At 59.1% G+C, this 25,596-nt stretch carries 29 protein-coding genes; 11 read left to right on the top strand and 18 right to left on the bottom strand.

Annotated elements, in window-relative coordinates:
* Positions 1-84: 84 nt before the first annotated feature.
* Positions 85-1,143: a PA0069 family radical SAM protein gene (locus tag CCX46_RS00445; RefSeq protein WP_127925326.1), complete on the bottom strand. Its 1,059-nt coding sequence runs from the start codon at positions 1,141-1,143 to the stop codon at positions 85-87.
* Between the two features lie 226 nt (positions 1,144-1,369).
* On the opposite strand from CCX46_RS00445, the gene CCX46_RS00450 reads away from it, so the two are divergent.
* Complete coding sequence (locus CCX46_RS00450; RefSeq protein WP_127925327.1) at positions 1,370-1,672, top strand: hypothetical protein; 303 nt, start codon at positions 1,370-1,372, stop codon at positions 1,670-1,672.
* Between the two features lie 69 nt (positions 1,673-1,741).
* Here the strand turns inward: CCX46_RS00450 and CCX46_RS00455 are convergent, their stop codons facing one another.
* From CCX46_RS00455 to CCX46_RS00465, 3 genes are read right to left on the bottom strand one after another with little or no spacing between them, the layout of a single operon-like run.
* Positions 1,742-3,043, bottom strand: a complete 1,302-nt coding sequence (locus CCX46_RS00455; protein ID WP_127925328.1) for a c-type cytochrome — start codon at positions 3,041-3,043, stop codon at positions 1,742-1,744.
* A gap of 12 nt (positions 3,044-3,055) precedes the next feature.
* Positions 3,056-4,840, bottom strand: a complete 1,785-nt coding sequence (locus tag CCX46_RS00460; protein ID WP_127925329.1) for a GMC family oxidoreductase — start codon at positions 4,838-4,840, stop codon at positions 3,056-3,058.
* A 2-nt stretch (positions 4,841-4,842) separates the two neighbouring features.
* A complete protein-coding gene (locus CCX46_RS00465) occupies positions 4,843-5,589 on the bottom strand; it encodes a gluconate 2-dehydrogenase subunit 3 family protein (protein WP_127925330.1) in 747 nt (248 codons plus the stop codon).
* Between the two features lie 304 nt (positions 5,590-5,893).
* Between CCX46_RS00465 and CCX46_RS00470 the strand changes: the two genes are divergently transcribed.
* A complete protein-coding gene (locus CCX46_RS00470) occupies positions 5,894-6,541 on the top strand; it encodes a dual specificity protein phosphatase family protein (protein ID WP_127925331.1) in 648 nt (215 codons plus the stop codon).
* A 4-nt stretch (positions 6,542-6,545) separates the two neighbouring features.
* On the opposite strand, the gene CCX46_RS00475 is transcribed toward CCX46_RS00470, so the two are convergent.
* From CCX46_RS00475 to prlC, 3 genes are all read right to left on the bottom strand, one after another.
* Entirely contained in the window at positions 6,546-8,570 is a 2,025-nt protein-coding gene (locus CCX46_RS00475) for a M3 family metallopeptidase (protein WP_127925332.1), read from the bottom strand.
* Positions 8,571-8,683: 113 nt separating this feature from the next.
* Positions 8,684-8,977: a YheV family putative zinc ribbon protein gene (locus CCX46_RS00480; protein WP_127925333.1), complete on the bottom strand. Its 294-nt coding sequence runs from the start codon at positions 8,975-8,977 to the stop codon at positions 8,684-8,686.
* Entirely contained in the window at positions 8,974-11,025 is a 2,052-nt protein-coding gene (prlC, locus tag CCX46_RS00485) for an oligopeptidase A (RefSeq protein ID WP_127925334.1), read from the bottom strand. Before prlC ends, CCX46_RS00480 begins: the two co-directional genes overlap by 4 nt.
* An 88-nt stretch (positions 11,026-11,113) precedes the next feature.
* Here prlC and CCX46_RS00490 point away from each other — a divergent pair, with 88 nt between their 5' ends.
* Together CCX46_RS00490 and CCX46_RS00495 are read left to right on the top strand one after the other, a co-directional pair.
* Positions 11,114-11,659, top strand: coding sequence for a gamma carbonic anhydrase family protein (locus tag CCX46_RS00490; protein WP_127925335.1), 546 nt, complete (start codon positions 11,114-11,116; stop codon positions 11,657-11,659).
* 29 nt (positions 11,660-11,688) lie between these two features.
* On the top strand, positions 11,689-12,339 hold the full coding sequence (locus CCX46_RS00495) for an HAD family hydrolase (protein ID WP_127925336.1): 651 nt from the start codon (positions 11,689-11,691) through the stop codon (positions 12,337-12,339).
* 93 nt (positions 12,340-12,432) lie between these two features.
* Here CCX46_RS00495 and CCX46_RS00500 read toward each other — a convergent pair whose 3' ends face one another.
* On the bottom strand, positions 12,433-13,515 hold the full coding sequence (locus tag CCX46_RS00500) for an aminopeptidase (RefSeq protein WP_127925337.1): 1,083 nt from the start codon (positions 13,513-13,515) through the stop codon (positions 12,433-12,435).
* A gap of 59 nt (positions 13,516-13,574) precedes the next feature.
* Here CCX46_RS00500 and CCX46_RS00505 point away from each other — a divergent pair, with 59 nt between their 5' ends.
* Positions 13,575-13,997 (top strand): PA0061/PA0062 family lipoprotein, encoded by a 423-nt coding sequence (locus CCX46_RS00505; protein ID WP_127925338.1) that lies wholly within the window; start codon positions 13,575-13,577, stop codon positions 13,995-13,997.
* Between the two features lie 40 nt (positions 13,998-14,037).
* Complete coding sequence (locus tag CCX46_RS00510; RefSeq protein ID WP_127925339.1) at positions 14,038-14,457, top strand: PA0061/PA0062 family lipoprotein; 420 nt, start codon at positions 14,038-14,040, stop codon at positions 14,455-14,457.
* Between the two features lie 6 nt (positions 14,458-14,463).
* Here CCX46_RS00510 and CCX46_RS00515 read toward each other — a convergent pair whose 3' ends face one another.
* Both CCX46_RS00515 and CCX46_RS00520 read right to left on the bottom strand, forming a co-directional pair.
* The gene (locus CCX46_RS00515) at positions 14,464-14,703 is read right to left on the bottom strand and encodes a DUF1161 domain-containing protein (protein ID WP_122596915.1); all 240 of its coding nucleotides are present in this window, start codon (positions 14,701-14,703) and stop codon (positions 14,464-14,466) included.
* Between the two features lie 259 nt (positions 14,704-14,962).
* Positions 14,963-15,394: an OsmC family protein gene (locus CCX46_RS00520; protein WP_127925340.1), complete on the bottom strand. Its 432-nt coding sequence runs from the start codon at positions 15,392-15,394 to the stop codon at positions 14,963-14,965.
* A 242-nt stretch (positions 15,395-15,636) separates the two neighbouring features.
* On the opposite strand from CCX46_RS00520, the gene CCX46_RS00525 reads away from it, so the two are divergent.
* A complete protein-coding gene (locus CCX46_RS00525; protein WP_127925341.1) occupies positions 15,637-16,638 on the top strand; it encodes an LLM class flavin-dependent oxidoreductase in 1,002 nt (333 codons plus the stop codon).
* A 259-nt stretch (positions 16,639-16,897) separates the two neighbouring features.
* Here the strand turns inward: CCX46_RS00525 and CCX46_RS00530 are convergent, their stop codons facing one another.
* Positions 16,898-17,119, bottom strand: a complete 222-nt coding sequence (locus CCX46_RS00530) for a DUF1161 domain-containing protein (protein WP_127925342.1) — start codon at positions 17,117-17,119, stop codon at positions 16,898-16,900.
* Positions 17,120-17,247: 128 nt separating this feature from the next.
* Positions 17,248-17,463 (bottom strand): dodecin, encoded by a 216-nt coding sequence (locus tag CCX46_RS00535; RefSeq protein WP_007911688.1) that lies wholly within the window; start codon positions 17,461-17,463, stop codon positions 17,248-17,250.
* Positions 17,464-17,620: 157 nt separating this feature from the next.
* Between CCX46_RS00535 and CCX46_RS00540 the strand changes: the two genes are divergently transcribed.
* Entirely contained in the window at positions 17,621-17,947 is a 327-nt protein-coding gene (locus CCX46_RS00540) for a DUF883 family protein (protein ID WP_007911686.1), read from the top strand.
* Here CCX46_RS00540 and CCX46_RS00545 read toward each other — a convergent pair.
* The gene (locus tag CCX46_RS00545; RefSeq protein WP_127925343.1) at positions 17,920-18,837 is read right to left on the bottom strand and encodes a LysR family transcriptional regulator; all 918 of its coding nucleotides are present in this window, start codon (positions 18,835-18,837) and stop codon (positions 17,920-17,922) included. The two genes, CCX46_RS00540 and CCX46_RS00545, sit on opposite strands and share 28 nt — an antisense overlap.
* Before the next feature lie 114 nt (positions 18,838-18,951).
* Between CCX46_RS00545 and trpB the strand changes: the two genes are divergently transcribed.
* The 3 genes from trpB (at position 18,952) to CCX46_RS00560 (ending at position 21,574) form a co-directional block, all read left to right on the top strand.
* Entirely contained in the window at positions 18,952-20,184 is a 1,233-nt protein-coding gene (gene trpB, locus CCX46_RS00550) for a tryptophan synthase subunit beta (protein WP_127925344.1), read from the top strand.
* Positions 20,184-20,996 (top strand): tryptophan synthase subunit alpha, encoded by an 813-nt coding sequence (gene trpA, locus CCX46_RS00555; RefSeq protein WP_127925345.1) that lies wholly within the window; start codon positions 20,184-20,186, stop codon positions 20,994-20,996. Before trpB ends, trpA begins: the two co-directional genes overlap by 1 nt.
* Positions 20,997-21,118: 122 nt before the next feature.
* Entirely contained in the window at positions 21,119-21,574 is a 456-nt protein-coding gene (locus CCX46_RS00560; RefSeq protein WP_127925346.1) for an anti-virulence regulator CigR family protein, read from the top strand.
* A gap of 47 nt (positions 21,575-21,621) precedes the next feature.
* On the opposite strand, the gene CCX46_RS00565 is transcribed toward CCX46_RS00560, so the two are convergent.
* The 5 genes from CCX46_RS00565 to CCX46_RS00590 all read right to left on the bottom strand — a co-directional run bounded on the left by CCX46_RS00565 (position 21,622) and on the right by CCX46_RS00590 (position 25,283).
* Positions 21,622-23,583 (bottom strand): DUF7844 domain-containing protein, encoded by a 1,962-nt coding sequence (locus CCX46_RS00565; RefSeq protein WP_127925347.1) that lies wholly within the window; start codon positions 23,581-23,583, stop codon positions 21,622-21,624.
* The gene (locus CCX46_RS00570) at positions 23,580-23,900 is read right to left on the bottom strand and encodes a DUF2388 domain-containing protein (protein ID WP_007911662.1); all 321 of its coding nucleotides are present in this window, start codon (positions 23,898-23,900) and stop codon (positions 23,580-23,582) included. The genes CCX46_RS00565 and CCX46_RS00570 overlap by 4 nt, the downstream gene beginning before the upstream one ends.
* Before the next feature lie 43 nt (positions 23,901-23,943).
* The gene (locus CCX46_RS00575) at positions 23,944-24,261 is read right to left on the bottom strand and encodes a DUF2388 domain-containing protein (RefSeq protein ID WP_127925348.1); all 318 of its coding nucleotides are present in this window, start codon (positions 24,259-24,261) and stop codon (positions 23,944-23,946) included.
* A 113-nt stretch (positions 24,262-24,374) separates the two neighbouring features.
* Complete coding sequence (locus CCX46_RS00580) at positions 24,375-24,692, bottom strand: DUF2388 domain-containing protein (RefSeq protein WP_007911658.1); 318 nt, start codon at positions 24,690-24,692, stop codon at positions 24,375-24,377.
* Positions 24,693-25,067: 375 nt separating this feature from the next.
* Complete coding sequence (locus tag CCX46_RS00590; RefSeq protein WP_007911656.1) at positions 25,068-25,283, bottom strand: DUF1127 domain-containing protein; 216 nt, start codon at positions 25,281-25,283, stop codon at positions 25,068-25,070.
* Positions 25,284-25,596 lie beyond the last annotated feature (313 nt).

Below are 25,596 nucleotides of genomic sequence, written 5' to 3' on the forward strand. Positions count from 1 at the left end.
GAACGTGTGTTCCAGGTCACAAAAAACGTGACTGGGTGATTTCGGCGGAAGGATTCCAACCCCTCAACCATAGGTCAATTGTCGCTAAATCAACGACATCTGGCGACCCGGCGGACAGAAGGCCGTGCAATCGAGGTTATAGCCCTCGCGGTGATTCAGGCCCAGACGTTTGATTGCCTTGGCGAAACGTTGCGCGAGCAGGTCGGCGAACACCCCTTCACCGCGCATACGCGCACCGAAACGACTGTCGTAGAGCTCACCGCCGCGGCTTTGGCGGATCAGGCTCAGCACATGCGCGGCCCGTTGCGGATAGTGCGCCGCCAGCCATTCTTCGAACAGCGGCGCCACCTCCAGCGGCAGACGCAGCATCATGTAGGCAGCGCTTTGCGCGCCGGCGGCGTGGGCCTCGCTGAGCAGGCTTTCGATTTCGCTGTCGTTGATCATCGGAATCATCGGTGAACACAGCACGCCGACCGGAATGCCGGCCTCGCGCATCACCCGAATGGCGCGCAACCGCGCTTTGGGGGCGGCGGCGCGCGGTTCGAGGATGCGTTTGAGTTCGTCGTCCAGCGTGGTCAGGCTGATCATCACCGCCACCAGCCGTTGCTGCGCCAGTTCGGTGAGCAGGTCGAGGTCGCGCAGAATCAGCGAGCCCTTGGTGACGATGGTCACCGGGTGCTTATAGCGCAGCAGCACTTCGAGGGTCTGGCGGGTGATTTTGTGTTCACGCTCGATTGGCTGATACGGGTCGGTGTTGGAACCCAGATTGATTGGCGCGCATTGATAGCCTTTTTTCCCGAGCTGTTCTTCCAGCACTTGGGCGGCGTTGGTCTTGGCGATCAGCTTGGTTTCGAAATCCAGCCCCGGCGACATGTCCCAATAGGCGTGGCTGGGCCGTGCGTAGCAATAGATGCAGCCGTGTTCGCAGCCTCGGTAGGGGTTGATCGAGCGGTCGAAGGGCAGATCCGGAGAGGTGTTGCGGGTAATGATGGTTTTTGCGGTTTCGAGAATCACCTCGGTGCCTTGGGTCAGCGGCACTTCCTGATACCAGCCGTCATCCTCGGCCACCGAACGGTTCGGCGCGAAGCGGTTATGCGGGTTGCTGGCGGTGCCGCGGCCACGGGGCGGGAGAGGATTGATCATTGGGGCAGGCTCCGTGTCTGTATATGCATACAGTACCTGAGCCAGGCCGGTGCGATCCAGTACCGTTCAGCGTTGGAATAATGGCTGAGTGGCAAAGTTAATATATATGCAAAGGCGAAGTACAACCCGAGATACATATGTTCCGTTGTCGCGACAAGTTATCGAATATAGTCTTTGGCACTTCCAAGGGCTGTTGTCCGGTAATCAGGTTAAAAGGATTTAATTAATGTCTTATCTCAATCAGCGTGGCGTATTCGTGCAAATGATGCTGCCGAATGCTTCGGAACCCAACACCATTGTTTCGATGCAACTGGCGCGCAAGGAGCTGGGCTGGAATGCTGAGCAAGAGCTGTCCACCGAGACGCTGGTCGATTCGATCTACGTGGTGGCGGTGTCCGGCGACCGTGGCAAGACCTTCACTATTCGCAGCAACAAGAAAGATGTCGACGGCGATGGTGATATTGATAACGATGACAAGGCGAAGTTGATTGCACTGGCCAAGGCTTATGTAAGTATCGTTAATCCTTAAAAGCGAAGTTTGTTGCGCTATACGTATAGTAAAAACCCTGCATGAATGATTCATGCAGGGTTTCTGCTTTTAATGATGTTCTGTTACTTGGCCAAGATCATCAGTGGATGTTGTTTTCATATCGTCGCTGCGTAGGCCCGCAACCTCCTTGGCGCTGACCGGCGCGCCTTTGTTACCCCAACTGCCACGGATGAAACTCACCACATCCCCCACTTCCTGATCCGACAGGCGCCAGGCGAAACCGGGCATGGTGAAGGTCGAGGGTGCTGTATGCGTCGCCGGCAATGTGCCGCCCTTGAGCACGATGTGGATCAGCGACGTCGGGTCTTCCGATTGCAGTACCGGATTGCCCGCCAGCGCCGGGAACACCCGGGTGTAGCCATGGCCATCGGTGCGATGGCACGCGGCGCAGTTGTCGATGTATACCGAAGCACCGCGCTGACTGTCATCGCCGTTCCACAGGGCTTTCGCCGCTGTCTCGTCGTACTGATGCGGCTGATCGTTCGGATCAGTGGCCGGCAACGACTTGAGGTAGCGGGCAATTGCGGTCAGGTCGGCATCGGTCATGTATTGCATGCTGTGGGTGACCACATCACTCATGCCGCCGAACACCGCGCTGCGATCGCTGCGACCGGTCTTGAGGAACTGCACCAGTTGCTCTTCGCTCCAGCCGCCGAGGCCATCCTTGTGATCGCCGCGCAGGCTTTTGGCGATCCAGCCTTCCAGCGGCGCACTGCCGGCGAGGAAGGTTGTACCGTCAGCGGCGCTCAGGGATTTCTCCTGCATGGTCAGCGCACGTGGCGTATGGCAGGCGCCGCAATGACCGAGGCCTTCGACCAGATACGCACCACGATCAATCACCGGGTCGGCACTCGTCGCTTTGTAGTCCTCGACCTTCGGCGCAAACATCCAGCGCCAGCCCATCAGCGGCCAGCGCATGCTGAGTGGCCACGGAATATCGCTGGCCTTGTTCTCCTGTGCCACCGGTTCGACGCCGTGCATGAAGTACGCGTACAGCGCTTGCATGTCGGTTTCGCTGACACGCGCGTAGGACGGATACGGCATCGCCGGGTACAACGTACTACCGTTTTTGGCGACGCCATGGCGTACGGCCTGATCGAAGTCTTCGAAGCTGTATTCGCCGACGCCGGTCTTGTCCGGGGTGATGTTGGTCGAGTAAATGGTGCCGATCGGGGTTTCCATCGGCAGGCCACCGGCAAACGGTTTGCCGCCCTTGGCGGTGTGGCACGCCACGCAGTCACCGGCGCGGGCGAGGTATTCGCCCTGCTTGATCAGACTTTGATCAACGTCGGCCGCATGAATGGAGGCACTGCCGAGCAGCGCCAGGGTCGCGATAACGAGATTTTTCATGGTCATCGCTCCTTAAGCCTGAACCAGCGGGCCGGGGTTTTTCAGGTATTGCTCGCGGATCGCCTTCGCCGACCAGTAGGTCAGTGCCGCAACCAGGCCGGTCGGGTTGTATCCAAGGCCCTGCGGGAATGCCGAGGCACCCGGCACGAAGACGTTGTGTACGTCCCAACTCTGCAGATAACGGTTCAGCGCGCTGGTCTTCGGATCGGTGCCCATGATCGCGCCACCGTTAAGGTGCGTGGTCTGGTAGGACGCAGTGTTGAAGTGGTCGCCGACTTTTTTGCCGATCACCGCAATGGCTTTCGGCCCCATCGCTTCAGCGACCTTGCCCATTTTCTCGACCATGAAGCGGTTCATCTTGATATCGTTTTCCTGCCAGTCGAAGGTCATCCGCAGCAGTGGCAAACCGTAGGCATCGCGGTACACCGGATCGAGATCGAGGTAGTTGCCACGGTAGGACTGATGCGCGCCGTGGGCGTCCATCGATACCTGGTGGGTGTAGCAATCGGCGGTCGCACGTTTCCACGCACTGCCCCACGCCGGTGTACCCGGCGGATTCGACGTGCCGGCAATCGGTCGGCTACCAGCCTGGTTGACCCACATCGGCGAGCCACCGACGAAGCCGTGCGGGCCGTGGTCGAAGTTGTCGGCGTTGAAATCGTCCAGCGCCACACCGTTGCCGCCGGCGCCGATGAAGTTGTTGGTGTGGGTGTCCTTGTCGAAGAACGCCTTGATGGTCGCCATGTTCTGGTAGGCGAAGTTACGCCCGACCACGCCTTCGCCGGTGATCGGGTCGTACGGTTTGCCGATGCCTGAAAGCAGCATCAAGCGCACGTTGTGCAACTGGAACGCGCCGAGGATCACCAGATCCGCCGGTTGCTCGATCTCGCGACCCTGAGCGTCGATGTAGGTGACGCCGGTGGCTTTGCTTTTCGTGCTGTCGAGGTTGATCCGCAGCACGTGGGCGTTGGCGCGCAGCTCGAAATTCGGCAGCGGTTTCAGCGCCGGCAGAATATTCACATTCGGCGAAGCCTTGGAATACATGTAGCACACGTAACCGCTGCAGAAACCGCAGAAGTTGCACGGGCCCATCTGCGCGCCGTAAGGGTTGGTGTAAGGCCCCGACGTATTCGCGGAGGGCAGGTTGTAGGGTTTGTAGCCGACTTCTGTCGCCGCTTTGCCGAACAGCTGTGCGGAAACCGTATTCTTCTGCGCTTCCAGCGGGAACGGGTTGGAACGGTCAGGCGCGTAAGGGTTGCCGCCCTTGCCCTGACCGACCAGTTGGCCTTTAACGGTCCAGGCCTGACCCGAAGTGCCGAAGACTTTTTCAGCGAAATCGAAAAACGGCTCCAGCTCTTCATAGCTGACGCCGAAGTCCTGGATGGTCATGTCCTTGGGGATAAAGCTTTTGCCGTAGCGCTCTTCGTAGTGGCTGCGCATGCGCAACTCGATCGGGTCGACCCGGAAGTGCACGCCCGACCAGTGCAGGCCGGCACCGCCGACCCCATTGCCCGGCAGGAACGCGCCCAACTGGCGGTTCGGCAGGGCGATGTCATTGACGCTGTGGCGGATGGTGACGGTTTCTTTGGAGATGTCCTGAAAGAGTTTTTTCCGCACGCTGTAGGTGAGTTCGTCGATCACCTGCGGATAGTTGCCGTCGGGGTAGGTGTCTTGCATCGGCCCGCGCTCCAGCGCCAGCACGTTGAGACCCGCTTCGGTCAATTCCTTGGCCATGATCGCGCCGGTCCAGCCGAAACCGACGATCACTGCGTCAACCTTCTTCATTACCGTTGCCATGCTTACGCCCTCTCGCCGCGAATCGAAACTGCCGGGAAGGGGTATTGCTCGTTGCGTTCCACCCAATCCATGAAATCGGCGCGGGCGCCGGGGAAGCCGATCATGGTCCAGCCGACCATGCCTTTGTTGCCACCGTGGATCGGGTCGCAGAAGAACCCTTCCTTGGTGTTTTGCAGCAGCAGGTTGAAGAAAATCTTTGCCGGAACCGCATCGAATTGCGGCTTGCCCGCTTCAAGTTGCTTGAGCAAATCGTCTCGGGTAGCGCTGTCTTGCTCAGCAAATACTTTACCGTTGAGGGATTTTGCCCACTGATCCGTGGCGGCGATGCCGAGGCGATAGATCTCTTTGGGCACCAGTTTGCTCTGCCAGCCCATCTCCGGCGCGGCGTCGGCATTGAACGGGCCTTGCATGTACCAAAGGGCACCGGCGGCGTACGGCGTGTTCATCTGGCGGTCGATGTATTCCGGTACACCGGCTTCCAGCGCGCCCGGGCCTTGGGCATCACTGGGGATCAGTTGCGCGACGGCGGCATTGATGAACGCCCATTCTTCGGCGGTGAAGTAGTTCGGCTGATACACGCCGGCTTCAGCGCGAGCGGGTTGCGCGACCGGTGCCGCAGGCGCGGCTTCGGGCGCCGCTTGCAGGACGCTGCTGCCCAGGCTGGTGCCAGCCAGGGTGACCACCGGGATCAAGGTCAGGGATTTGCGCAAAAACTCACGCCGCGGGTTGTCTCGATCTTCATCAGACATGGAGAAGCACCTCATCAGGGCATTAGGGGTGGCCGCTTCTGCGAGCGACTTGAAGATTTCTGTCGAGACGGGACCGGTCTGACCCGGAGAAAAGGGACACGTCTGCAACATCATGTGACAAATGGTAGCAGGCTAAGGATCCGGATAAACCGATTCAGCGGAAAAAAGTCTGGTTTGTCGCCCCGGCGCGCGATGAAAGCACACCGATTCACGTTTCTTTGACCAGCGGCTCACGGGGCTTTGACTGCTAACCATCGAAGCTGCGATTCCTTTCATCGATGAATCCCGAAACGGTCACCCCAGCATGTCCCAAGTTCGTTTTCTTTCTGTTTTGTGCCTGTCGCTTTTCGCTCTGTTGCCGCTGATGCCAGCCCAGGCTGCTGCCGGCGCCGCCACTGGCCGCCCGGCTGATTGGGCGCAGACGGTCGAAGTGCAATACAACTTGTTCCAGATGTCGCCGACCCTGTACCGCAGCGCTTTGCCTGACGCCGGCGCGGTGCCGCTGCTGAAAAATCTCAAAGTCGCCACGGTGATCAACTTTCTTCCGGAAGCCGATAGCAATTGGCTGTCCGAACCTGGCATCAACCAGGTGCAGTTGCCCTACCGCACCAATCATGTCGACGACGCTGATGTGCTCAAAACCCTGCGTGCGATTCAAGCTGCCGAAGCCAATGGCCCGGTGTTGATGCATTGCAAGCACGGTTCCGACCGCACCGGCCTGATGGCGGCGATGTACCGAGTGGTGATTCAGGGCTGGAGCAAAGAGGATGCCTTGAGCGAAATGACCCAAGGCGGTTTCGGCGACAGTACCCACTTCAAGGACGGTATTCGTTACATGATGCAGGTGGATGTCGACAAATTGCGCACGGCGTTGGCCAATGGCGATTGCAGTACCAGTGCTTTCGCCACCTGCTCGATGAAAAGCTGGTTCAAGTCCGCCCACGTCGAGTGATCGGTCAGTCCGGTTGCGCTGCCAGATCAGCGGCGACCGGCTGGCCCATAAAGGTTTTCAGCGCGCTGAACAGCGAAGTCGAATCACCAGAGAAGAACGCTTCACGCAGTTCCCGGCCGGTTTGCACATTGAAGACCCCATCTCGCTCAAAGCGCTTGAACGCTTCGCTGGCCAGTACGCCTGACCATTTGTAGGCGTAGACCGAGGCTTCGTAACCGGTCACCAGATAATCGAAGCTGTTGGCAAGGCGGCAATACGCGGGCAGTTGCAGCTGCGGTATTTGTTGCAGCACCGCTTCGAAGCACTGTTGCGCGTTTCGGCCGTTTTCTTCGCTGCGGTGCAATTCCAGATCGAATAAAGCCTCAAGCAGCAACGTAGCGGTATCGCGACTGGTGTGCGTGGCGATGGCGGCCAGCGCTGACGTTAGCCGTGTGCGGCTTAGTGGCGCACGGGTTTTGTAGTGTACTGACAGCCACTGAAGCAGCTCCTCTGAAAGACTTAATTGTTCGAACAGTTGCCCGGCGAACTCGCCCGTATCACGCCCCAGTTGCGAGATACCCGACAGGTTGTGATGGGGCGAGCGGGTCAGCACCTGTTGCAGGCAATGCCCGAACTCATGGAAAAGCACGCGCAGGTCTTTATGTGAAAGCAGGCAGGGATGCTCGCTGGTCGCGGACGGGAAGTTGCAGTGGAGGATGGCGATCGGCAGGGCTGGCCGGCCCTCGGCATTGATGCGTCGGTTGCGCACGGTATTGGTCAAGGCAAAGTCAGGGGCGTCCTCGCGATGAAACGGATCAACGTAGATGTACCCCATCACCTGATCGTATTCGCTGACTTCCAACAGGCGCACATCCTCGTGCCAATGGCTGAGGTCTTGCTGCTCTGCCAGTTTGATACCGAACAGGTGTTCATTGAACTGGCAGAACCGGCGCAGCGTTTCATCCAGCGGAAAATACTCGCGAAGTCCTTTCAGTGTGCTCGCCGAGTGTTGCTGGCGTAATTGCTCAGCAAAAAACTCGAAATCCCAGGCCTGCAGTTCTGCGACGCCTTGCGTTGCGGCGAATGCTTGCAGCGCCTGTATGTCCTGCTCCAGTGATGCGCGATTGTGCTCGATCTGCTGCTTTAGAAAATGTTCGACCTGAGCGGGCGAGTTGGCCATGTGATTCGAAAGCCGCAGATGGGCAAAGCTCTCGAAACCCAGCAACCTGGCTTTTTCATGGCGTAACCCGAGTAACTTTTGCAAGACCGGACCGTTGTCGAACTGAAGAGCCTGCGGTCCTTGATCCGAGGCCCGGGTGCAATAAGCGCGGAAATACTCTTCGCGCAAACTCCGGTCTCGCGCATTTTTCATGAAGTATTCGTAAGTGTTGCGATCCAGCGTCAGCAACCAACCGCTTTTTCCCGTTCGACGCGCATTCAGCGCCAGTCGATCCTTGAGCGCGGCTGACAAGCCGTCGAGCGTCGCCGCCTGGTCAATCTGCTTGCTCCAGGCGGCATTGCTGCGCTCCAGATTGATCTGGAACAATTGCTCCTGAAGCTCGATGTCGAGGTTTATTGCGGTTAACCGCTGTCGCTGATCGGCGGGCAATTCGATGCCCGACCGACGAAAAGCGCGCAGTGTCTTGGCCAGCGACGCTTTGCGAAAGTCATCAAAGCTGTCGGCGATCGGGCTCTGCTGCAGACGTTGATACGTGTGATAAAGCTCCAGGTTCGCAGCCTTCTGCACCCGATAGCGAGCCGCAGTAATGCTGCACAGGGCGCTTTGCTCTATCCAGTCGATGTCCGTGGTTTTGACGGTCGAGAGCACTTCAATGATGCCCATGGTTTCAGCGAGCCGTGCGTCGGCTTCGGCGACGGCCACCACCAGATCATCCCAATTGGGGTGGTCGGTCTGGGTGGCGATCACTTCGGCGATGATCCGCTGATTATCGGCCACGATGGCATTGATGGCGGGTGCCAGGTGCTCGGCCTTCACGTCGGACCAGGCCGGCAGCTGCCAGCGTTGTAGCAGGGGATTGGTAGGGGGCATCGCGTCTTCCTTGACCGCAGGTTGAAAAAAATCAGCCTACGGAGAAAGCGCAAGGGCAAGGCATTAGATAGATACCACCTCGCACCGCTGATTCGGTGCGAGGCAGTCATGGCTCAATTGGGCTGGTCAGGCTTTTTTTTCAGTTTCGGGTTGGGAAAAAACTGCACGGCCTGCACGGTCTTGTCCGGCGCGGGTTTGTTCAGCGCGCTGGTGTTGACCCGCGTGCCCAATTCTTTCGGTACCGAAAGACCTTGCTCGTTGAGTGTGTCGGAGTAACCGCAAGCCACACATTCACGGTGCGGCACGCTGTCCTCGTTCCACATCATCAACTTGTCCGGCTCGCTGCACGCCGGGCACACAGCCCCGGCGATAAAGCGTTTCTTGGTAATCACAGGCCCCTCACTCATGCTGCCGCGTCCTCACTCAGGCCGCTGTGGCGCAAGAGTGCGTCAATCGACGGCTCACGGCCACGGAAGTCGACGAACAGCACCATCGGCGCCTGCGAACCGCCGCGCGCCAGAATCGCTTCGCGGAAGGCGCGACCGGTGTCAGCGTTGAGCACGCCGTCTTCTTCGAACTTCGAGAAGGCATCGGCCGACAGCACCTCAGCCCACTTGTAGCTGTAGTAACCCGCCGCGTAACCGCCGGCGAAGATGTGCGCAAAACTGTTGGGGAAGCGGTTGTAGGCGGGTGGACGCATCACCGACACCTCGTCACGCACGCCTTCGAGCACTTGTGCAACGCTGCGGCCGTCACCGTGGGTGGCGTGCAGCTCGAAGTCGAACAGCGAGAACTCCAGCTGACGGACCATCATCAGGCCGGACTGGAAGTTTTTCGCCGCGAGCATTTTTTCCAGCAGATCCTGCGGCAGCGGCTCGCCGCTTTCGTAGTGACCGGAAATCAGCGCGAGGCCTTCCGGCTCCCAGCACCAGTTTTCCATGAACTGGCTCGGCAACTCGACCGCATCCCATGCCACGCCGTTGATGCCGGAAACACCGGCATGCTCGACACGGGTCAGCAAGTGATGCAGACCATGACCGAATTCGTGGAACAGCGTGGTCACTTCATCGTGGGTCAGCAGCGCAGGCTTGCCGCTGTCGGCCGGGGTGAAGTTGCACACCAGATTGGCCACCGGGCTTTGCAGCACGCCGTCGACGGTACGACGACGGTCGCGCGCGCCGTCCATCCACGCACCGCCTCGCTTGTTGGCGCGGGCATAGAGGTCGAAGAAGAAGCGGCCGACGTGCTGGCCGTTTTCCTTGATCTCGAACAGGCGCACATCCGGGTGCCAAGTATCGAAGCCTTTCTGTTCGGCGATCTCGATGCCGTACAGTCGCTGGACGATGGCGAACAACCCGCCCAGCACTTTATCGATCGGGAAATAGGCACGCAGGGTTTCCTGAGCGACGCTGTAGCGTTGTTCACGCAGTTTTTCACCGTAGAAACCGCTGTCCCAGCTTTGCAGATCGGCGCAGCCCTGTTCGGCGGCGTAGGCGCGCAGCTGTTGCAGGTCCTGGGCGGCAAACGGTTTGCTGCGCTTGGCCAGATCGCGCAGGAAGCTCAGCACCTGATCACTGGACTCGGCCATTTTGGTGGCCAGGCTCAGCTCGGAGAAACTGGCGAAACCCAGCAGCTTGGCCAGTTCCTGACGCAGGTCGAGGATCTCTTCCATCACCGGGCCGTTGTCGTTCTGCCCGGCATTCGGGCCTTGATCCGAGGCGCGGGTGCAGTAGGCGGCGTAGACTTCTTCACGCAGCGCGCGGTCTTGCGCGTAGGTCATCACCGCGTAGTAGCTCGGGAATTCCAGAGTGATCAGCCAGCCTTCGAGGCCTTTGGCTTGCGCCGCTGCTGCCATTTGCGCCTTGGCCGAATCGGTCAGGCCGGCGAGGGCGGCTTCATCGGTGACGTGCTTGGTCCACGCCTGCGTGGCGTCGAGCAGTTGGTTGGAAAAGCGGCTGCCCAGCTCGGACAGTTTGCTCTGCACTTCGGCATAGCGCTTTTGCTCGGCTTCCGGCAGGTCGATACCCGACAGACGGAAGTCACGCAGGGCGTGTTCCAGAATAGTCTTTTGCGCCACGTCGAAGCCGGCGGCTTGCGGGCTGTTGGCCAGCGCTTCATAAGCCTGGAACAGTTCGCGGTTCTGGCCCATCTCGGTGGAGTAGGCGCTCAGGGCTGGCAGGCACGACTCGTAGGCTTCACGCAGTTCGGCGCTGTTGCACACGGCGTTGAGGTGGCTGACCGGGCTCCAGGCAGCGCCGAGGCGATCATTGAGTTCGTCCATCGCCAGGACCAGGCCGGCCCAGGTCGGGTTCTGGACTTGGCTCTTGAGGATTTCGGCGATGGCGGCGCGGTTGTCGGCCAGGATCGTTTCGATGGCGGGCAGGACGTGTTCGGCACGGATCGTGGAGAACGGTGGCAGGTCGTAGGACTGCAGCAGAGGGTTGTTCACGCTCACGGTTGGCACCTTGGCTGGGGAAACATGCAACCATCTTAATTACAATCGGCATTCACCGCAGCTATCGACGACAGAGAGAGAAATTATCGTGTCCGTTCGCAAGTACCAGAATCACACCCCGCGCTTGAGCAAAGGCGCGTTTGTCGACGGCTCGGCGGTGGTTATCGGCGACGTCGAAATCGGCGAAGACAGCTCTGTCTGGCCGCTAACCGTGATCCGTGGCGACATGCACCGCATCCGTATCGGTGCGCGCACCAGCGTGCAGGACGGCTGCGTGTTGCACATCACCCACGCCGGCCCGTTCAACCCGGACGGTTTCCCGCTGCTGATCGGCGATGATGTGACCATCGCCCACAAAGTCATGCTGCATGGTTGCACCATTGGCAGCCGCGTGTTGATCGGCATGGGCAGCATCGTCATGGACGGCGCGGTGGTCGAGGACGACGTGATCATCGGCGCCGGCAGCCTGGTGCCGCCGGGCAAGCGCCTTGAAAGTGGCTTCCTTTATGTCGGTAGCCCGGTGAAACAGGTCCGTCCGCTCACCGACAAGGAAACAGCCTTCTTCACCTACAGCGCGGCGAATTACGTGAAACTCAAGGACCTGCATTTGGCCGAAGGCTACGACCAACTCTGAATTGAATTCGCGACTGCTCAGGAATTCCCATGCATTACCAAACCGTATTGTTTGACCTCGATGGCACCCTCACCGACCCGCGTGAGGGCATCACCCGCTCCATCCAGTTCGCCCTCGCCAAGCTCGGTATCGACGAGCCGGATCTGACCAAGCTGGAACACTTCATCGGCCCGCCGCTGTTGCAGGCGTTCATGCAGTTCTATGAGTTTGACGAGGCCAAGGCTTGGCAGGCGGTGAATTTCTATCGTGAGCGCTTCAAAGTCACTGGCCTGTATGAAAACCGTGTGTTTGCTGGTGTTACGCCTTTATTGGAAACCCTGAGCGGGCAGGGACGGCAGCTGTATATCGCCACCTCGAAGCCATGGGAATTCGCCCGCGAGATCGCGCGGCACTTCGACTTCGCCCGGCATTTCAAGGTGATTTACGGCAGCGAACTGGATGGCACGCGGACCAACAAGGTTGAGTTGATTGCGCATCTAGTGAAGGAAGAAGGGCTGGATCCGGCGGATACGCTGATGATTGGCGATCGCAAGCACGACCTGATCGGCGCGCGCAGCAATGGCCTGGATGCAGCGGCGGTCGGTTACGGGTTTGGCAGTTTTGAAGAGTTGAATGCCGAGGCGCCGGCTTATCACTTTGAAACGCTGGAGGAGTTGCATCAGGCCTTTCTGCGGCGCTGATCAAATTGCTTTCGCGAGCAGGCTCGCTCCCACATTTGGAATGCATCCCCCTGTAGGAGTGAGCCTGCTCGCGATGACTTACTCCCAATCAACTCAACCGTTTGGATCTGCCAACATTTTCAAAGCCGCCTTACGCTCAGCCCCCGGCAACCGACCCAACCGCTCAACCTGCGCATAAAACCTCAGCCAATCCCCCCCAACCTGCCTGAACAACGCCGCAAACGCCGGCACCCACTGGTCATACAGCCCAAACGGCAACAACCGCGCATTGTTCAACGGCGCATTCACCCAAGCGTCATAACGCTTGTCCCCGGCCCACTGGCTGTCCCTCATCATTCGGTATTCGCGGCGAAACAGCTCGAACTCCGCCGCTTTGCGTTCGCGCATTTGTTCAGCGGGCAATGCCTGCGCATACAGCTTCTCCAGCCGTGACCGCACATCAAGCACCAACTCGATGAACTGATCACGCTGCTGTAACCGTGAGTCAGTATCCGCCGGCAACCCGCGAAACGCCCGCCACTGCCGCGTGCCTTCCTGCTCGACAAATGTGGCAAAGGACTCGTTGAACTCGGTGTCGTCCTTCACATAAAAGCGTTGATGCGCCAGTTCATGAAAGATCAGCGTGGCCAGACGCTCATCGCCCCAACCCATCATCGAATTGAGGATCGGGTCGTTGAACCAGCCGAGCGTCGAGTAAGCCTCAACACCGCCAATCGACACGTCCATGCCCTGCAGGCGCTGGATCGCCGCTTCGCCACGCGCGGCACTCTGACTGTAATAACCGCGATAGGCCACGCAGCCGGCAATCGGGAAGCAATGGTTCTGTGGCGTCAGGGAGAACTCCTGAGTGGCGAACACATTCCACACCACAAACGGCCGGCCGATGTCGGCATACAGGCGATAGCTCTGGTTATCCGGCAAATGCAGGTGTTCGCTGGCGAAGGCGCGGGCCTTCTGCGATTGCGCCAGGTGTGTGCGCAATTTCGCGTCGCGGCTTGGGTCGGCAATGACTTTTTCCACGGGTTCCCGCGCCCGCAGCAGTTGCAGTTGGCCGCTGGCCAACTGACTGTAATAGCTGACGCTGGTGCAACCGTTGAGCAACAAAAACAACACACCCGGAAACAAAACCCGAAAAACGCGATCAAGTAACCCAAGGCTTGGAAATGGCCTGATCAAAATAAGAAATCCCCCGGAGAGTCTGCCCGCAAGACTATCCCGCCTAAAGGAGCACCGCTATGCGCATATTGATGCTGACAGGGGGCCTGCTGACGCTGGCCGGTTGTGCCAATTTCGGAATGCCCGATCCCGACCCTTCGCAAGCCTGGATCGACCTTGATGCCCGGCAGCAGGACACGTCGTTGCAAGCGCTGAAGGTCGATAGCAGCGTGACCGACGACAAACGTTACTTCGAAGTGCAGCCAGGCAGCCATGAGTTGAAGGTGCGTTATCAGTTTCCGGTGGAGGCGACCAATATCGGTCCCGACGCTGAGCCGCTGTGGCGCGATTGCCAGTTGAGCGTGAAATTCAAGGACTTCAACGCCGGTCAGCGTTATCAGTTGCAGGCCGGCAGTATCGGCTTTCGACCATGGGCCAGGCTTTATGACGAGCAGCGCAAAGTGGTAGGTCAGGGCACACCGGCAGGCTGTCAGCGCACCTGATCGGCGCTATGCTGAGGATTCACATCCGTGGATATTCATCATGCGCCAGTTGCTGTTGTTGCTCGCTGCCGGTCTTTTGGCCGGTTGTCAGACGCCTTTGCCCCCGGCCGATCCGCACATGGCCTGGGTCGATTTTTCGACGCCGACACCCGGCGGTAAAGTGCTGATGGCCGAGCGTCTCGACAAACAGCGACTGAATGACGGGCGCTACTTTCAGGTCACCCCCGGCAGCCACGAATTACGCGTGCGGTTCGATTTCGAAGTGTTTGGTGGTGGCGGCAGCTTGATGAACGGCCCGGTGGAGCGGCTGTGCTATCTGTACATCCGCTATGACCATTTCGAGGCCGGGCAGCGTTATGTGCTGGAGGGGCGTTCGCTGGGGTTCACTCCGAGTGCCCGGCTGTACAACGCCAAGCGCGAAATCGTTGCCGAGGATTACGACTACAACTGCATTATCTGAGGCGACTCAGCTGTCGTTCTTCTGATAGATGATTTTCTTGCGGCCATAATCGCAAGTGCCGACAACCATGGCGATATCGTGTTTTGCAGCCTCTTTCTTGCTGACGATTTCCAGCGTGTAGGAGGGCACGGCTTTGGCCTGAATCTTGATTTCGATCTCTTTCTTGAGTTCTTCGCAGTCTTTGGGTGCCGCAATGACAGAAGTGGCCAGTGCACTGCAGAGAATCGCCAAGCCAATACGTTTCATGAGTGAAGCTCCCTGAGGCAGCGCGCACGGGGGTGCGCTGAAGCTGCTGTCATTGATTCGACCATACTTTTACAGCGAGGGTTCTGACTTCGCTCACAAGTTGTGCTGAAGGTTTCAAACCTTGGTTGATCTGCAGATGGCTATCGCGAGCAGGCTCACTCCTACAGGGGATCTTCGTCGCTCACAATAATTGTGTCCGCTGGAGATCAACTGTAGGAGTGAGCCTGCTCGCGATAGCGTCAGACCGGTCAGCGACAAATTAGCTGACCAGCGAAGCGTCTAGAGTAATCTTCGCATTAAGTACCTTGGACACCGGGCACCCTTCCTTGGCCTTGTTGCTCAGTTCTTCGAACTGCGCCTGCGTCGCCCCCGGAATTTTCGCCTTGAGGATCAGTTTCACCGCCGTGATCGCGAACCCGCCCTCTACCTGATCGAGGGTCACTTCAGCCTGAGTGTCGATGCTGTCGGCCTTCAGCCCCGCATCGCCCAGAATCATCGAAAACGCCATGGAAAAACAGCCGGCATGCGCGGCACCGATGAGTTCCTCCGGGTTGGTGCCCTTGCCACCCTCGAAGCGGGCCTTGAAGCCGTACGGTGCTTCTCTGAGGACACCGGTTTCAGTGGAGATCGAGCCAATACCGGTTTTCAGATCACCTGCCCAATGTGCGGATGCTTTCTTAACGATAGCCATGTCTGCCTCCTCAATATCTGGCGCGGAAACGCCGCGTCGTCGTGGTTTTTACTTGCAAGGCTTCTGAGGATAGACGCCGCAGCAAAGTTCAGCCCGGTTGAATCGTTGACTTTTTTAGTAGGAAATTTCGACTCGGCTATTGAAACTCGGGTATATGCCCTCATTGCACAAAACACGCTTATGAATTCGGCAGGTTTTCGTTCGCAAGAAAAACCTGCCTCCCCACTCGGAGACGCAGGTTTATGAAACAACTGTCCGACGTAAAATTTTCCACCCTCGATCTGGTACCGGTGCGCGAAAACGCCAGCCCGGCGCAATCGCTGCGCAACTCGCTGGATCTGGCGCAGCACGTCGAGAAATTCGGCTACACGCGGTTCTGGGTGGCCGAACACCACAACATGGATGGTATCGCCAGTTCCGCGACCTCGGTATTGCTGGGCTATCTGGCTGGTGGTACGTCGACCATTCGTGTCGGCTCTGGCGGCGTGATGCTGCCCAACCATGCGCCGCTGGTGATCGCCGAGCAGTTCGGCACACTGGAAAGCCTGTATCCGGGGCGTATCGACCTCGGTCTGGGCCGCGCGCCCGGTTCCGATCAGATGACTGCTCGAGCGCTGCGCCGTGAACGCTCCGGCAGCGCCGATGATTTCCCCGAAGACGTCGCCGAACTGGCGCGCTACCTCGGCCCGCGCACCCCGGATCAGCGCGTGATCGCCATGCCCGGCACCGGCACCAATGTGCCGATCTGGCTGCTCGGTTCCAGTCTGTTCAGTGCGCAACTGGCCGGTGAGCGCGGCTTGCCTTACGCCTTCGCCTCGCATTTCGCCCCACGTTTCATGCACGAGGCGATCCGCGTTTATCGCAATCACTTCAAGCCGTCGGCGGTGCTCGACAAGCCGTACGTAATGCTCGGCGTGCCGCTGGTGGCGGCGGACACCGATGAGCAAGCCGATTACCTGGCGACCTCGGTGTACCAGCGCATTCTGGCGCTGATGCGTGGGCAGAGTCTGGTGCAGCGTCCGCCGGTGAAAAGCATGGATGGCTTGTGGTTGCCCCATGAGCGTGAGGCGGTGGGGGATTTCCTTGGGCTGGCGATGGTGGGTGGCCCGCAGAAGATCCGCGCGAAGCTGGAGGTGCTGATTGAGCAGACCCAGGCGGATGAGCTGATTTTTACCAGTGATCTCTACGAACACGCTGATCGTGTGCATTCCTACGAGTTGTTGGCGCAGGTGATGAAGGGCTGAAAGGCCAAAAAACACCCTCACCCTAGCCCTCTCCCGGAGGGAGAGGGGACTGACCGAGGTGTTCTTGCGCCCAACATCGACCTGAAAACTCCAGTCGTACTCAGGTTCTGAACAACCCCCGATCTGCTCCCTTTCCCCCTCGCCCCCCTGGGGGAGAGGGCTGGGGTGAGGGGGATCAATCTCAAACACACCACAAAACTTTCAGACACAAAAAAGCCGACGCCTTCACGTCGGCTTTTGCATTTCAGGCACGACCAGTCTACTTCGTGTAGATGATGACCTTGGCGCCGCCTTCGCAGGTGCCAACAACCTTGCCACCAGCTGCCGCACCCTTATCAACAATCTCCAGCGAATACCCGGAAACGCCCTTGGCATCCAGCTTCGCCGCAATCTCGCTTTTCAGCTCTTCACATGGCTTACCGGCAGCAAACGCACCACCCGCAAGGCTCAACAAACCTACTGCCAACATGAACTTCTTCATCGGTCGCACTCCCTGGTCGGATTAAAAGAGGCGGGCATCGAGTCGTTCACTCGATGCAGCCACCCTGTAGCGCTTTGCCATTCCTATGGCACTCGGCCAGCGCGCAAGTTCAGAAGACTAGACCAAACTCAGCTGCTGGCAATGCGGAAGCCGACTTTCAGCGTCACCTGAAAGTGCGCAGCCTTGCCGTCCTTGATGTGGCCGCGGGTATCGACCACTTCAAACCACTCAAGATGCTTGATGCTCTTGTTGGCTTCGGCCAGCGCGTTGTTGATGGCGTCTTCGATGCTGCTGGCGGACGAACCGACCAGCTCGACTTTCTTGTACGTGTGATGGTCACTCATGGCGATCTCCTTGGCGTGTGGAATTGAGACTAGCAGTGAATCTGCACTGTTGATTTCGGTGGCTGTGCGCGGACGAAGTTCAGATTTTCTGCACTTTCTCAAACCGCTGAAGTCCCAACCAACACACGCCACTCATCACCAATGCAGGAGAGCCACCATGGCCAACACCTCTTTACGTAAAGCCTCGTTGCAAAGCATGGAAGCCGAGATCGAGAGTCTGCTCAAATCGTTGGAAAGCTTGAAGGACGACGCTTCGGACGAGTCGCGCAAGACCCTCAAGGCGCTGAAAAGCAATGCCGAAAGTGCGCTGAAACATTCACGTCACTTGCTCAGCGATGCCTATGAAGAAGTCAAAGTGAAAACCCGCGAAACCGGGATCGCCACCCGTGATTACGCTCAGGAACATCCGTGGACGACGGCCGGTGTGGCAGTCGGTGCGATCGGTCTGCTCGCGGCTTACTTGCTGTTCAAGCGCGGCGAGTGATCCGTCTGGCGCAGCTCGTTCTTGAGCCATTGCGCCAGTTGCCGGGCGCGTCCGTCTGCGGCGCGCTTGGGTAGCCACAACGCCAGTTGCGCCGGGGTTTCACAGAAGCCCCACGGCGCAACCAGGCGACCGGCCTTCAAATCTTCCGTCACCAGCGGCTCCGGCGCGATGGCCACGCCGAGGCCAGCAACGGCTGCTTCCAGCAAATAATATAAATGCTCAAAACCTTGCCCGAGCTTCAACGCTTTTGCGTCGAGGTCGCTTTGCTGTGCCCAGCTTGGCCAGGCTTGTGGGCGCGAGGTGGTGTGCAGCAGCGGTTCATTGAGCAGTGCCGAGGCTGGCGCGGCTTGCAGGCGCTGATAGCCACTGAACAGGGGGCTCATCACTGGGCCGATGCGTTCTGCGGCCAATTCGTAAACCTGCATGTCTGCCGGCCAAGGTGGCTCGGCGAATAGCAGCAAGGCATCCAATCCTGGACGACGGGGGTCAAGATCGCCTTCTCCCGCCGACAGGTGCAGACGCAAATCCGGCAGATCAGCATTCAATCGCCCCAAGCGCGGAATGAACCAGCGTGCCAGCAGACTTCCGGAGCAACCCAGGACGAACGGCGCATCGGCGGTGCTCTGCGTGAGTTCAGCACAAACACTGCGCAACCGGTCAAACGCCTCACCGCTGGCATCGCGTAAACGCATGCCGGCATCTGTGAGTTTCAAGCCGCGTCCGTCCTTGACGAACAGACTGACAGCGAGATGTTCTTCAAGCGTTTTGAGCTGGCGACTGACCGCGCCATGGGTGACGTGCAGCTGTTCGGCGGCCTGACTGACGCTGTTCAATCGGGCCGTGGCTTCGAACGCACGCAATGCGTTCAGCGGAGGAAGGTCGTGGCTCATGGTATCTGTGAGTTTTCCTGACAGGTTGTGGCGATCTTATCGGTTTTCAGTCTGGAAGGTCAGGGGTAGAGTGGTCGTCATTGTCTTTTGACCCGAATTCACCTGGAGCGACTCATGACCCAGACTTCGAACACTTCCAATCTGCGTAACGGCCCGGACGATAACGGCCTGTTCGGCTCGTTCGGTGGCCGCTACGTGGCGGAAACCCTGATGCCGTTGATCCTCGATCTGGCCCGCGAATACGAAGCGGCCAAGGAAGATCCGGCATTCAAAGAAGAATTGGCCTACTTCCAGCGCGATTACGTCGGACGTCCGAGCCCACTGTATTTCGCCGAGCGCCTGACCGAGTTTTGCGGCGGCGCGAAGATTTATCTCAAGCGCGAAGAGCTGAACCACACCGGCGCGCACAAGATCAACAACTGCATCGGCCAGATCCTGCTGGCGCGGCGCATGGGCAAGAAACGCATCATCGCCGAGACCGGCGCCGGCATGCACGGCGTTGCCACTGCCACCGTCGCCGCACGTTTCGGTCTGGATTGCGTGATCTACATGGGCACCACTGACATCGAACGTCAGCAGGCCAACGTCTTCCGCATGAAGCTGCTCGGCGCGGAGGTGATTCCGGTCGTGGCCGGCACCGGCACCCTGAAAGACGCGATGAACGAAGCGCTGCGTGACTGGGTGACCAACGTCGACAGCACCTTCTACCTGATCGGCACCGTGGCCGGGCCGCACCCTTATCCAGCAATGGTTCGCGACTTCCAGGCGGTCATCGGCAAGGAAACCCGCGATCAGTTGCAGGCTCAGGAAGGCCGTTTGCCGGACAGCCTGGTGGCGTGCATCGGTGGCGGTTCCAACGCCATGGGCCTGTTTCACCCGTTCCTCGATGACAAGAGCGTCGAGATCATCGGCGTTGAAGCGGCCGGTTACGGCATCGAAACCGGCAAGCACGCGGCGAGCCTGAATGGCGGCGTTCCGGGTGTGCTGCACGGCAACCGTACTTTCCTGCTGCAGGACGACGATGGCCAGATCATCGACGCCCACTCGATTTCCGCCGGCCTCGACTATCCAGGCATCGGCCCGGAACACGCGTGGTTGCATGACATCGGCCGTGTTCAGTACACCTCGGTGACTGACGACGAAGCTCTGGATGCGTTCCACAAATGCTGCCGCCTGGAGGGGATCATTCCTGCCCTGGAAAGCGCCCACGCCCTGGCTGAAGTGTTCAAACGTGCACCGAAGCTGCCGGAGGATCACCTGATGGTGGTCAACCTGTCGGGCCGTGGCGACAAAGACATGCAGACCGTCATGCACCATATGGAACACTCGAAGCAGGAGAAACACTGATGAGCCGCCTGCAAACCCGTTTTGCCGACCTCAAAGAACAGAACCGCGCGGCGCTGGTGACCTTCGTCACCGCCGGTGATCCGGACTACGACACCTCGCTGGCGATCCTCAAAGGCTTGCCGGGCGCGGGCGCCGATGTGATCGAGCTGGGCATGCCGTTTACCGACCCGATGGCCGACGGCCCGGCGATTCAACTGGCGAACATTCGTGCCTTGGGCGCCAAGCAGAACCTGGCGAAAACCCTGCAAATGGTTCGCGAGTTCCGTGAAGGCAACAGCGATACGCCGCTGGTGCTGATGGGCTACTTCAACCCGATCCACATGTATGGCGTCGAGCGCTTCATCGCTGATGCGAAAGAGGCCGGTGTCGATGGTCTGATCGTGGTCGACATGCCGCCTGAGCACAACGCTGAGCTGTGCGATCCGGCACAGGCTGCCGGTCTGGACTTTATCCGCCTGACCACGCCGACTACCGATGATGCGCGTCTGCCGAAGGTGCTCAACGGCAGCTCCGGTTTCGTTTACTACGTGTCGGTCGCCGGTGTGACCGGTGCTGGCGCCGCAACCCTGGAGCACGTCGAAGAGGCGGTGACCCGTTTGCGTCGTCATACCGATCTGCCGATCAGCATCGGTTTCGGCATCCGTACTCCTGAGCAAGCGGCGGCCATCGCACGTCTGGCCGACGGTGTCGTGGTGGGCTCGGCGCTGATCGATCACATCGCCAACGCGACCACACCTGACCAGGCCATTGATGGTGTGTTGAGCCTGTGTTCGGCACTCTCCGAAGGCGTGCGTAAGGCCCGCGTCAGCTGAAGGTAAAGTTCCTGATACAGAGGAATTAGCGCCTCGCAGCACAGACTAAATGAGCAAGACCGAGGGCTTCAGAACATCGTTCTGAAGCCCTTTTTGCTGTTTGTGCCGTGAGGAAATACCCGATGAAAATGCCGAAACGTCTGATAGCCGGACTGGGCGTGCTGATGATCAGCGCGACGCCGCTGCTGGCCAGCGCCGATCCGCGCGACGATCACGACCACGGCGGCCCGCAGCAGGGCCATTACGATAACCGTGGCGACAATTACGGTGATGATCACCGTGGTCCGCAAAATGATCATCGAGGTGGCCCGCCACCGCGCGACTTTGGTCCGGTGCGTCAGACCATTCGTGACAACCATGGCTACTTTGTACGCGGTGCACCGCCGCCTCCGGGGATTCATCTGGAGCGTGGCCGGCCGTTGCCGCATGGGTATTACGGTGAGCGTCTGGACGGTCGCGCGTTGGGTCGTTTGCCGGTGTATCCGGGTTATGAATGGCGTCGGGCGGGGGGCGATATCGTGCTGATCGCGGTGGGCACCGGGATCGTTTACGAAATTCTCGATGGCGTTTTGTATTGATCCGCAGGCAATAAAAAAGACCGCAGCCAATGGCTGCGGTCTTTTTTTCAGGGCAGCTCCAGCCCGCCGGAGGCCTTGTGCAGTTTGCGCAGATGCGCGCCAATCTGCTTCACGTTCTCCTCGCTGGCGGCAATCTCGGCAGCGCGCTTGGGCTCCAGCAACTTACGCACTTCGGCGTCGAGATCGCCCGACAATGCGAGCAACTTTTTCTGCCGCTGACTGCTTTCTGCTTCCAGTCGAGTGAACTCGGTCGGCTGCGGCAATCCGTAACCCTTGGCGTCGAGCAATTCCGCCGGACGGCTAAGGAATCCGCTATTGGCGAGAATCTCCTGCAAGGTCGCGTTGGCCTTGTCCATGCCGCCGTTTTCCAGCTCGCGCGCACCGAGGTAACGCTGCTTGACCTCATCCTGAGCCAGCAGCAACTGGCGTCGATAACTGGCCTGCTCCAACAGCAGCAGGGCGGCGCTGGTGCGCAAGTCGGCGCGTTCGAACCACTCACGGCGCTCTTCGGCAGTGAGTGAAAGCCATTCCTCAACGGTGGTCTGTTTGATCGGCAACTGCTTCTTCAATACATCAAACATCGCCTGATAGCGATCGCGGAACGAGTCGAAGCGATAACCCAGACGCAACGCTTCTTTCGGATCATCCAGCACGCTGGTGTCCGCCAGACCACGGCCCTTCATCACTTCCAGCAAGCCGTTGGGCATGATGCTGTCGAGGCCGACGAACTGTGTGTTGTTGCTGCCGCTGCGCAACAGTTTCAGGCCTTCCACGGCGCAATTGTTCGACAGGAAGAAGTAGTTGCCGTCATAGCTCCAGTGCATTTCGGCGGCGTGTTCGACCACGCCTTCGATCTCGTCGCGGGACAGGTTCAGTGGCACCGACGCAAGGCTGCGCAGCTCGGTCTTGGTGTATTCGTCGATGACCTGCGCCAGCGGCAACACGAATAGACGCGATGGGTATTTGCCGACCAGTCCGTCCCAGCTCGACAGCTGTACATCACCGACAAAGGCGCGGTAGGACAACACCAGATGCTGGTCCAGATCGAGTCGGCAATCCGGCCCGCGCGGGCGGCCCGGTGCGCAGATCACTAGGCGCAACATGCTGTGGCCCCAGCGGCTGACCCAGTTCTGATTGGCTTCGGCCAGCAGATAATCGACGGCATAGACCCGTTCTGGATCAACTTGCCCCAATGGCTGTTTGGCGAAGTCGTTGCCAGCATTGAGGAAGGAGAAGGTCTTGCTGCAGGTGTCCTTGGCCGGTGGCGCCCAGCCGAAGTGCTGCTGGTAATAGCGATACAGCGCCGGGCGGCGGCAGGCGTAGCTCGGGTCGAGGAGGAAATACTCCATGTTGACCGCGACGAACTCCTTGGGGCTGGAGATTTCGTAAAGGTCCGGACTGCGGGCGATCTGCCGATTGTGTTGTTCGCGCTCACCCCGACGGCCGACATATTGCTGCCAACCGGCGAGGTCGAGCAGGCGCGGGTCATCGCTGAGGGTGAAGCGCCGGCCGTTCTGGCCGCGACACTCGTCGGGAATGCCGATCAGCCCGGCGCTGTTGAAACGCCGAGTGCAGCGCTGGATCAGCGTGCGTTCGGCATCCGGCCATAAGCGGGCGCGGTCATAAATATGGGTAATTTCGTGCAGCACCGTGGCGAGCAGTTCCTGGCGCACAGTGCCGTGAGGGCGATTGGTTTTTTCTTTGGCCGCGCTGCCGTCGGTGAGGCTTGCGAGCAGTTTGCGGTTCAGGTCGAGTTCGGAAACCAGCGTGGCCTGGCCATAGGCATTGCCGGGCATGTCATCGGTCCAGCCGACATCGATGCGCCGATCCAGCCGCTCGATAAAACTCGGCGGCAGCTTTTGCATCGCCTCATCGATCAGCGCCTGGCTGGCCTGTTGTTGGGCGGGGCTCAGACCGTCGGTCTTGAGCCGCAATTGCAGGCCGGCGTGGGCGCTGTTGCCAAGCAGCAACAACGCCCCGGCCAGTAGCCAGGTGCCGAGTGACTTCACAGTGCGAGGATGGCTTCGGCGAGAACCTGATCACTGGCGTCACGCGCTTCCGGCACACGAGTGCGCAGGGTGTTCAGCGCTGCTTCCAGATGCGCGCCGCGGATATCGCCGTTGGTGGCGACGAAGCTGGCAGCGTCATCGTGCGCTTCGCGGATAATTTTCGAGTCGCGAATGGACGTGGTGGTGTCGGAAGTGAAATCGATGGTGCGCTGGGAGGCACGAACGATGATGTTACTGGTGGCTACCAGGGTGTGCGCCTGGGCCACGTCGGCCAACAAAAACAGGCCAAGGGCGGCAGCAATCAGCGGGCTACGCATGGAACGACTCCGGAGGGGCAAGGATAACTGGGGTACAGGATAACTATTGGACGAGAATTGCCTCTGCCAGTTCAAGATCGCTGACATGAAGTTTCGGCCGGGTTTTGCGCAAGTAATGCAGCGCAGATTCCAGACGAGCACCTCGCCATTCACCGTCACTGGCAACAAACGCGGCCGCGTCATCGTGAGCGGCGAGCAGTAGTTTACGGTCGAACGGTGCGGAAGACACCATGCTGGTGGCGTAACCACTGACGACGGTGCCTTGGGTCGACGCATTGAAAGCATCAAAGGCATTGACCGGCGTCGCCCAGCAGGCGGAGAACAATACGGAGGGAATCAGTAGATTTGGAAGAAAGCGCATCGGACTCGGTAATTTTTGGTGAGCCCAAAGGCTAGCGCAATGCCCGGGCCAGAGCCAGAGCCAGCGCCGAAACATCGGGACACGACCGGCGTGTCCCGATTGGTACCTGGCGCTTAGATCGTCAGGATGGCCTGAGCCAGTTGTGCGTCTGTGGCTTGCAGCTGTGGCGCCTGGTGACGGATGTGATCCAGTGCGCTTTCCAGTTTCACCCCACGGATTTCACCTTCGCTGGCCACGAAGCTGGCAGCGTCGTCACGGGCGGCGAGGACGATTTTGTCGTCACGGAAGGACGAGGTGACGTCGGACGTGGCGTCGGACGAGGACTTCAGTGCACCGACAACGGCGTCGGTGGTGACGATAAAGCTGGTGGCGCTGGCGTTGGCAGCCACGGCCAGCAGGGCGGCAGCGCTGAGCAGACGAAGACGGGACATGGTGTAACTCCTTTGGATAAACCGTAGAGAGAGGTGGCTCGGTATCTGAGGAGTCAGACGCCAGTGACACAACATTCGCCACGTTCTGTGTGGATATTAGGCGCAGAACCCGATACCTAACCAGTATCCAGACGAAAAACTGTAGGAGCTGCCGAAGGCTGCGATCTTTTGCTTTGGATTTTCAAGATCAAAAGATCGCAGCCTTCGGCAGCTCCTACAATTGTAATGGTCTTATTTCGAATTATGTGAACTGTACTGGTATGGCTTTTTAAGAGCCCAAAACGACAAAACCCGTCGCGGTTTCCCACGACGGGTTTTGTTTGTTCAATTCGGGTTGCTGGCGGTGGGTCTAACGACCAGAGCCAGCGACGCTAATTAGCGCCAGAACGGCTTGCTCAGCTCTTCGTAGCGTTGTGCTTCGCTGATACCGGCGTCAGCCAGCAGACGCGAATCCAGACGAGCCAGTTGATGGCGGCTGGAGATGCGGCGCTGCCACAACATCAGGTTGGCGATAACGCGCAGAGGCAGGGAAGCCTGGGTGTTTACAGCTTTGTCTTCGAAGAACAGTTCGGAACTGAGTGTACGTTCCATGGTTGACATCCTTCCGCTTGTGGCGGGATCAGGTAGTGGTTTGACTGGTGCCCATGATCCTCTCGTTTGCCTAGTCTCTCTAGATACAGTTCAACTGTATTGTGAGTGACCAGTTAACTGTTTATAGGGGGTGTACGGGTCAAAATCGAGCAAACTGTACCTGTCCGCACTTAAGTGGTGCGTTTTTGCTCGATTGGAGGAAAAAGGTAGGTAAATACTGTAGGAAAAGACCAGTACAGCAGTACAATTTTTGTCAGTCTTGAGGATTGCAACAATCCGCTGACGCAAACTGTGTTTGCGCCAACGGTTTATT

The organism is Pseudomonas sp. RU47 (assembly GCF_004011755.1).
Classification (GTDB): Bacteria; Pseudomonadota; Gammaproteobacteria; order Pseudomonadales; family Pseudomonadaceae; genus Aquipseudomonas.

Coding starts and splice junctions, on each gene's coding strand:
- CCX46_RS00445 (WP_127925326.1), bottom strand. CDS start 1,143: ATGATCAATCCTCTCCCGCCCCGTGGCCGCGGCACCGCCAGCAACCCG.
- CCX46_RS00450 (WP_127925327.1), top strand. CDS start 1,370: ATGTCTTATCTCAATCAGCGTGGCGTATTCGTGCAAATGATGCTGCCG.
- CCX46_RS00455 (WP_127925328.1), bottom strand. CDS start 3,043: ATGAAAAATCTCGTTATCGCGACCCTGGCGCTGCTCGGCAGTGCCTCC.
- CCX46_RS00460 (WP_127925329.1), bottom strand. CDS start 4,840: ATGGCAACGGTAATGAAGAAGGTTGACGCAGTGATCGTCGGTTTCGGC.
- CCX46_RS00465 (WP_127925330.1), bottom strand. CDS start 5,589: ATGTCTGATGAAGATCGAGACAACCCGCGGCGTGAGTTTTTGCGCAAA.
- CCX46_RS00470 (WP_127925331.1), top strand. CDS start 5,894: ATGTCCCAAGTTCGTTTTCTTTCTGTTTTGTGCCTGTCGCTTTTCGCT.
- CCX46_RS00475 (WP_127925332.1), bottom strand. CDS start 8,570: ATGCCCCCTACCAATCCCCTGCTACAACGCTGGCAGCTGCCGGCCTGG.
- CCX46_RS00480 (WP_127925333.1), bottom strand. CDS start 8,977: ATGAGTGAGGGGCCTGTGATTACCAAGAAACGCTTTATCGCCGGGGCT.
- CCX46_RS00495 (WP_127925336.1), top strand. CDS start 11,689: ATGCATTACCAAACCGTATTGTTTGACCTCGATGGCACCCTCACCGAC.
- CCX46_RS00505 (WP_127925338.1), top strand. CDS start 13,575: ATGCGCATATTGATGCTGACAGGGGGCCTGCTGACGCTGGCCGGTTGT.
- CCX46_RS00510 (WP_127925339.1), top strand. CDS start 14,038: ATGCGCCAGTTGCTGTTGTTGCTCGCTGCCGGTCTTTTGGCCGGTTGT.
- CCX46_RS00515 (WP_122596915.1), bottom strand. CDS start 14,703: ATGAAACGTATTGGCTTGGCGATTCTCTGCAGTGCACTGGCCACTTCT.
- CCX46_RS00520 (WP_127925340.1), bottom strand. CDS start 15,394: ATGGCTATCGTTAAGAAAGCATCCGCACATTGGGCAGGTGATCTGAAA.
- CCX46_RS00525 (WP_127925341.1), top strand. CDS start 15,637: ATGAAACAACTGTCCGACGTAAAATTTTCCACCCTCGATCTGGTACCG.
- CCX46_RS00530 (WP_127925342.1), bottom strand. CDS start 17,119: ATGAAGAAGTTCATGTTGGCAGTAGGTTTGTTGAGCCTTGCGGGTGGT.
- CCX46_RS00535 (WP_007911688.1), bottom strand. CDS start 17,463: ATGAGTGACCATCACACGTACAAGAAAGTCGAGCTGGTCGGTTCGTCC.
- CCX46_RS00540 (WP_007911686.1), top strand. CDS start 17,621: ATGGCCAACACCTCTTTACGTAAAGCCTCGTTGCAAAGCATGGAAGCC.
- CCX46_RS00545 (WP_127925343.1), bottom strand. CDS start 18,837: ATGAGCCACGACCTTCCTCCGCTGAACGCATTGCGTGCGTTCGAAGCC.
- trpB (WP_127925344.1), top strand. CDS start 18,952: ATGACCCAGACTTCGAACACTTCCAATCTGCGTAACGGCCCGGACGAT.
- trpA (WP_127925345.1), top strand. CDS start 20,184: ATGAGCCGCCTGCAAACCCGTTTTGCCGACCTCAAAGAACAGAACCGC.
- CCX46_RS00560 (WP_127925346.1), top strand. CDS start 21,119: ATGAAAATGCCGAAACGTCTGATAGCCGGACTGGGCGTGCTGATGATC.
- CCX46_RS00570 (WP_007911662.1), bottom strand. CDS start 23,900: ATGCGTAGCCCGCTGATTGCTGCCGCCCTTGGCCTGTTTTTGTTGGCC.
- CCX46_RS00575 (WP_127925348.1), bottom strand. CDS start 24,261: ATGCGCTTTCTTCCAAATCTACTGATTCCCTCCGTATTGTTCTCCGCC.
- CCX46_RS00580 (WP_007911658.1), bottom strand. CDS start 24,692: ATGTCCCGTCTTCGTCTGCTCAGCGCTGCCGCCCTGCTGGCCGTGGCT.
- CCX46_RS00590 (WP_007911656.1), bottom strand. CDS start 25,283: ATGGAACGTACACTCAGTTCCGAACTGTTCTTCGAAGACAAAGCTGTA.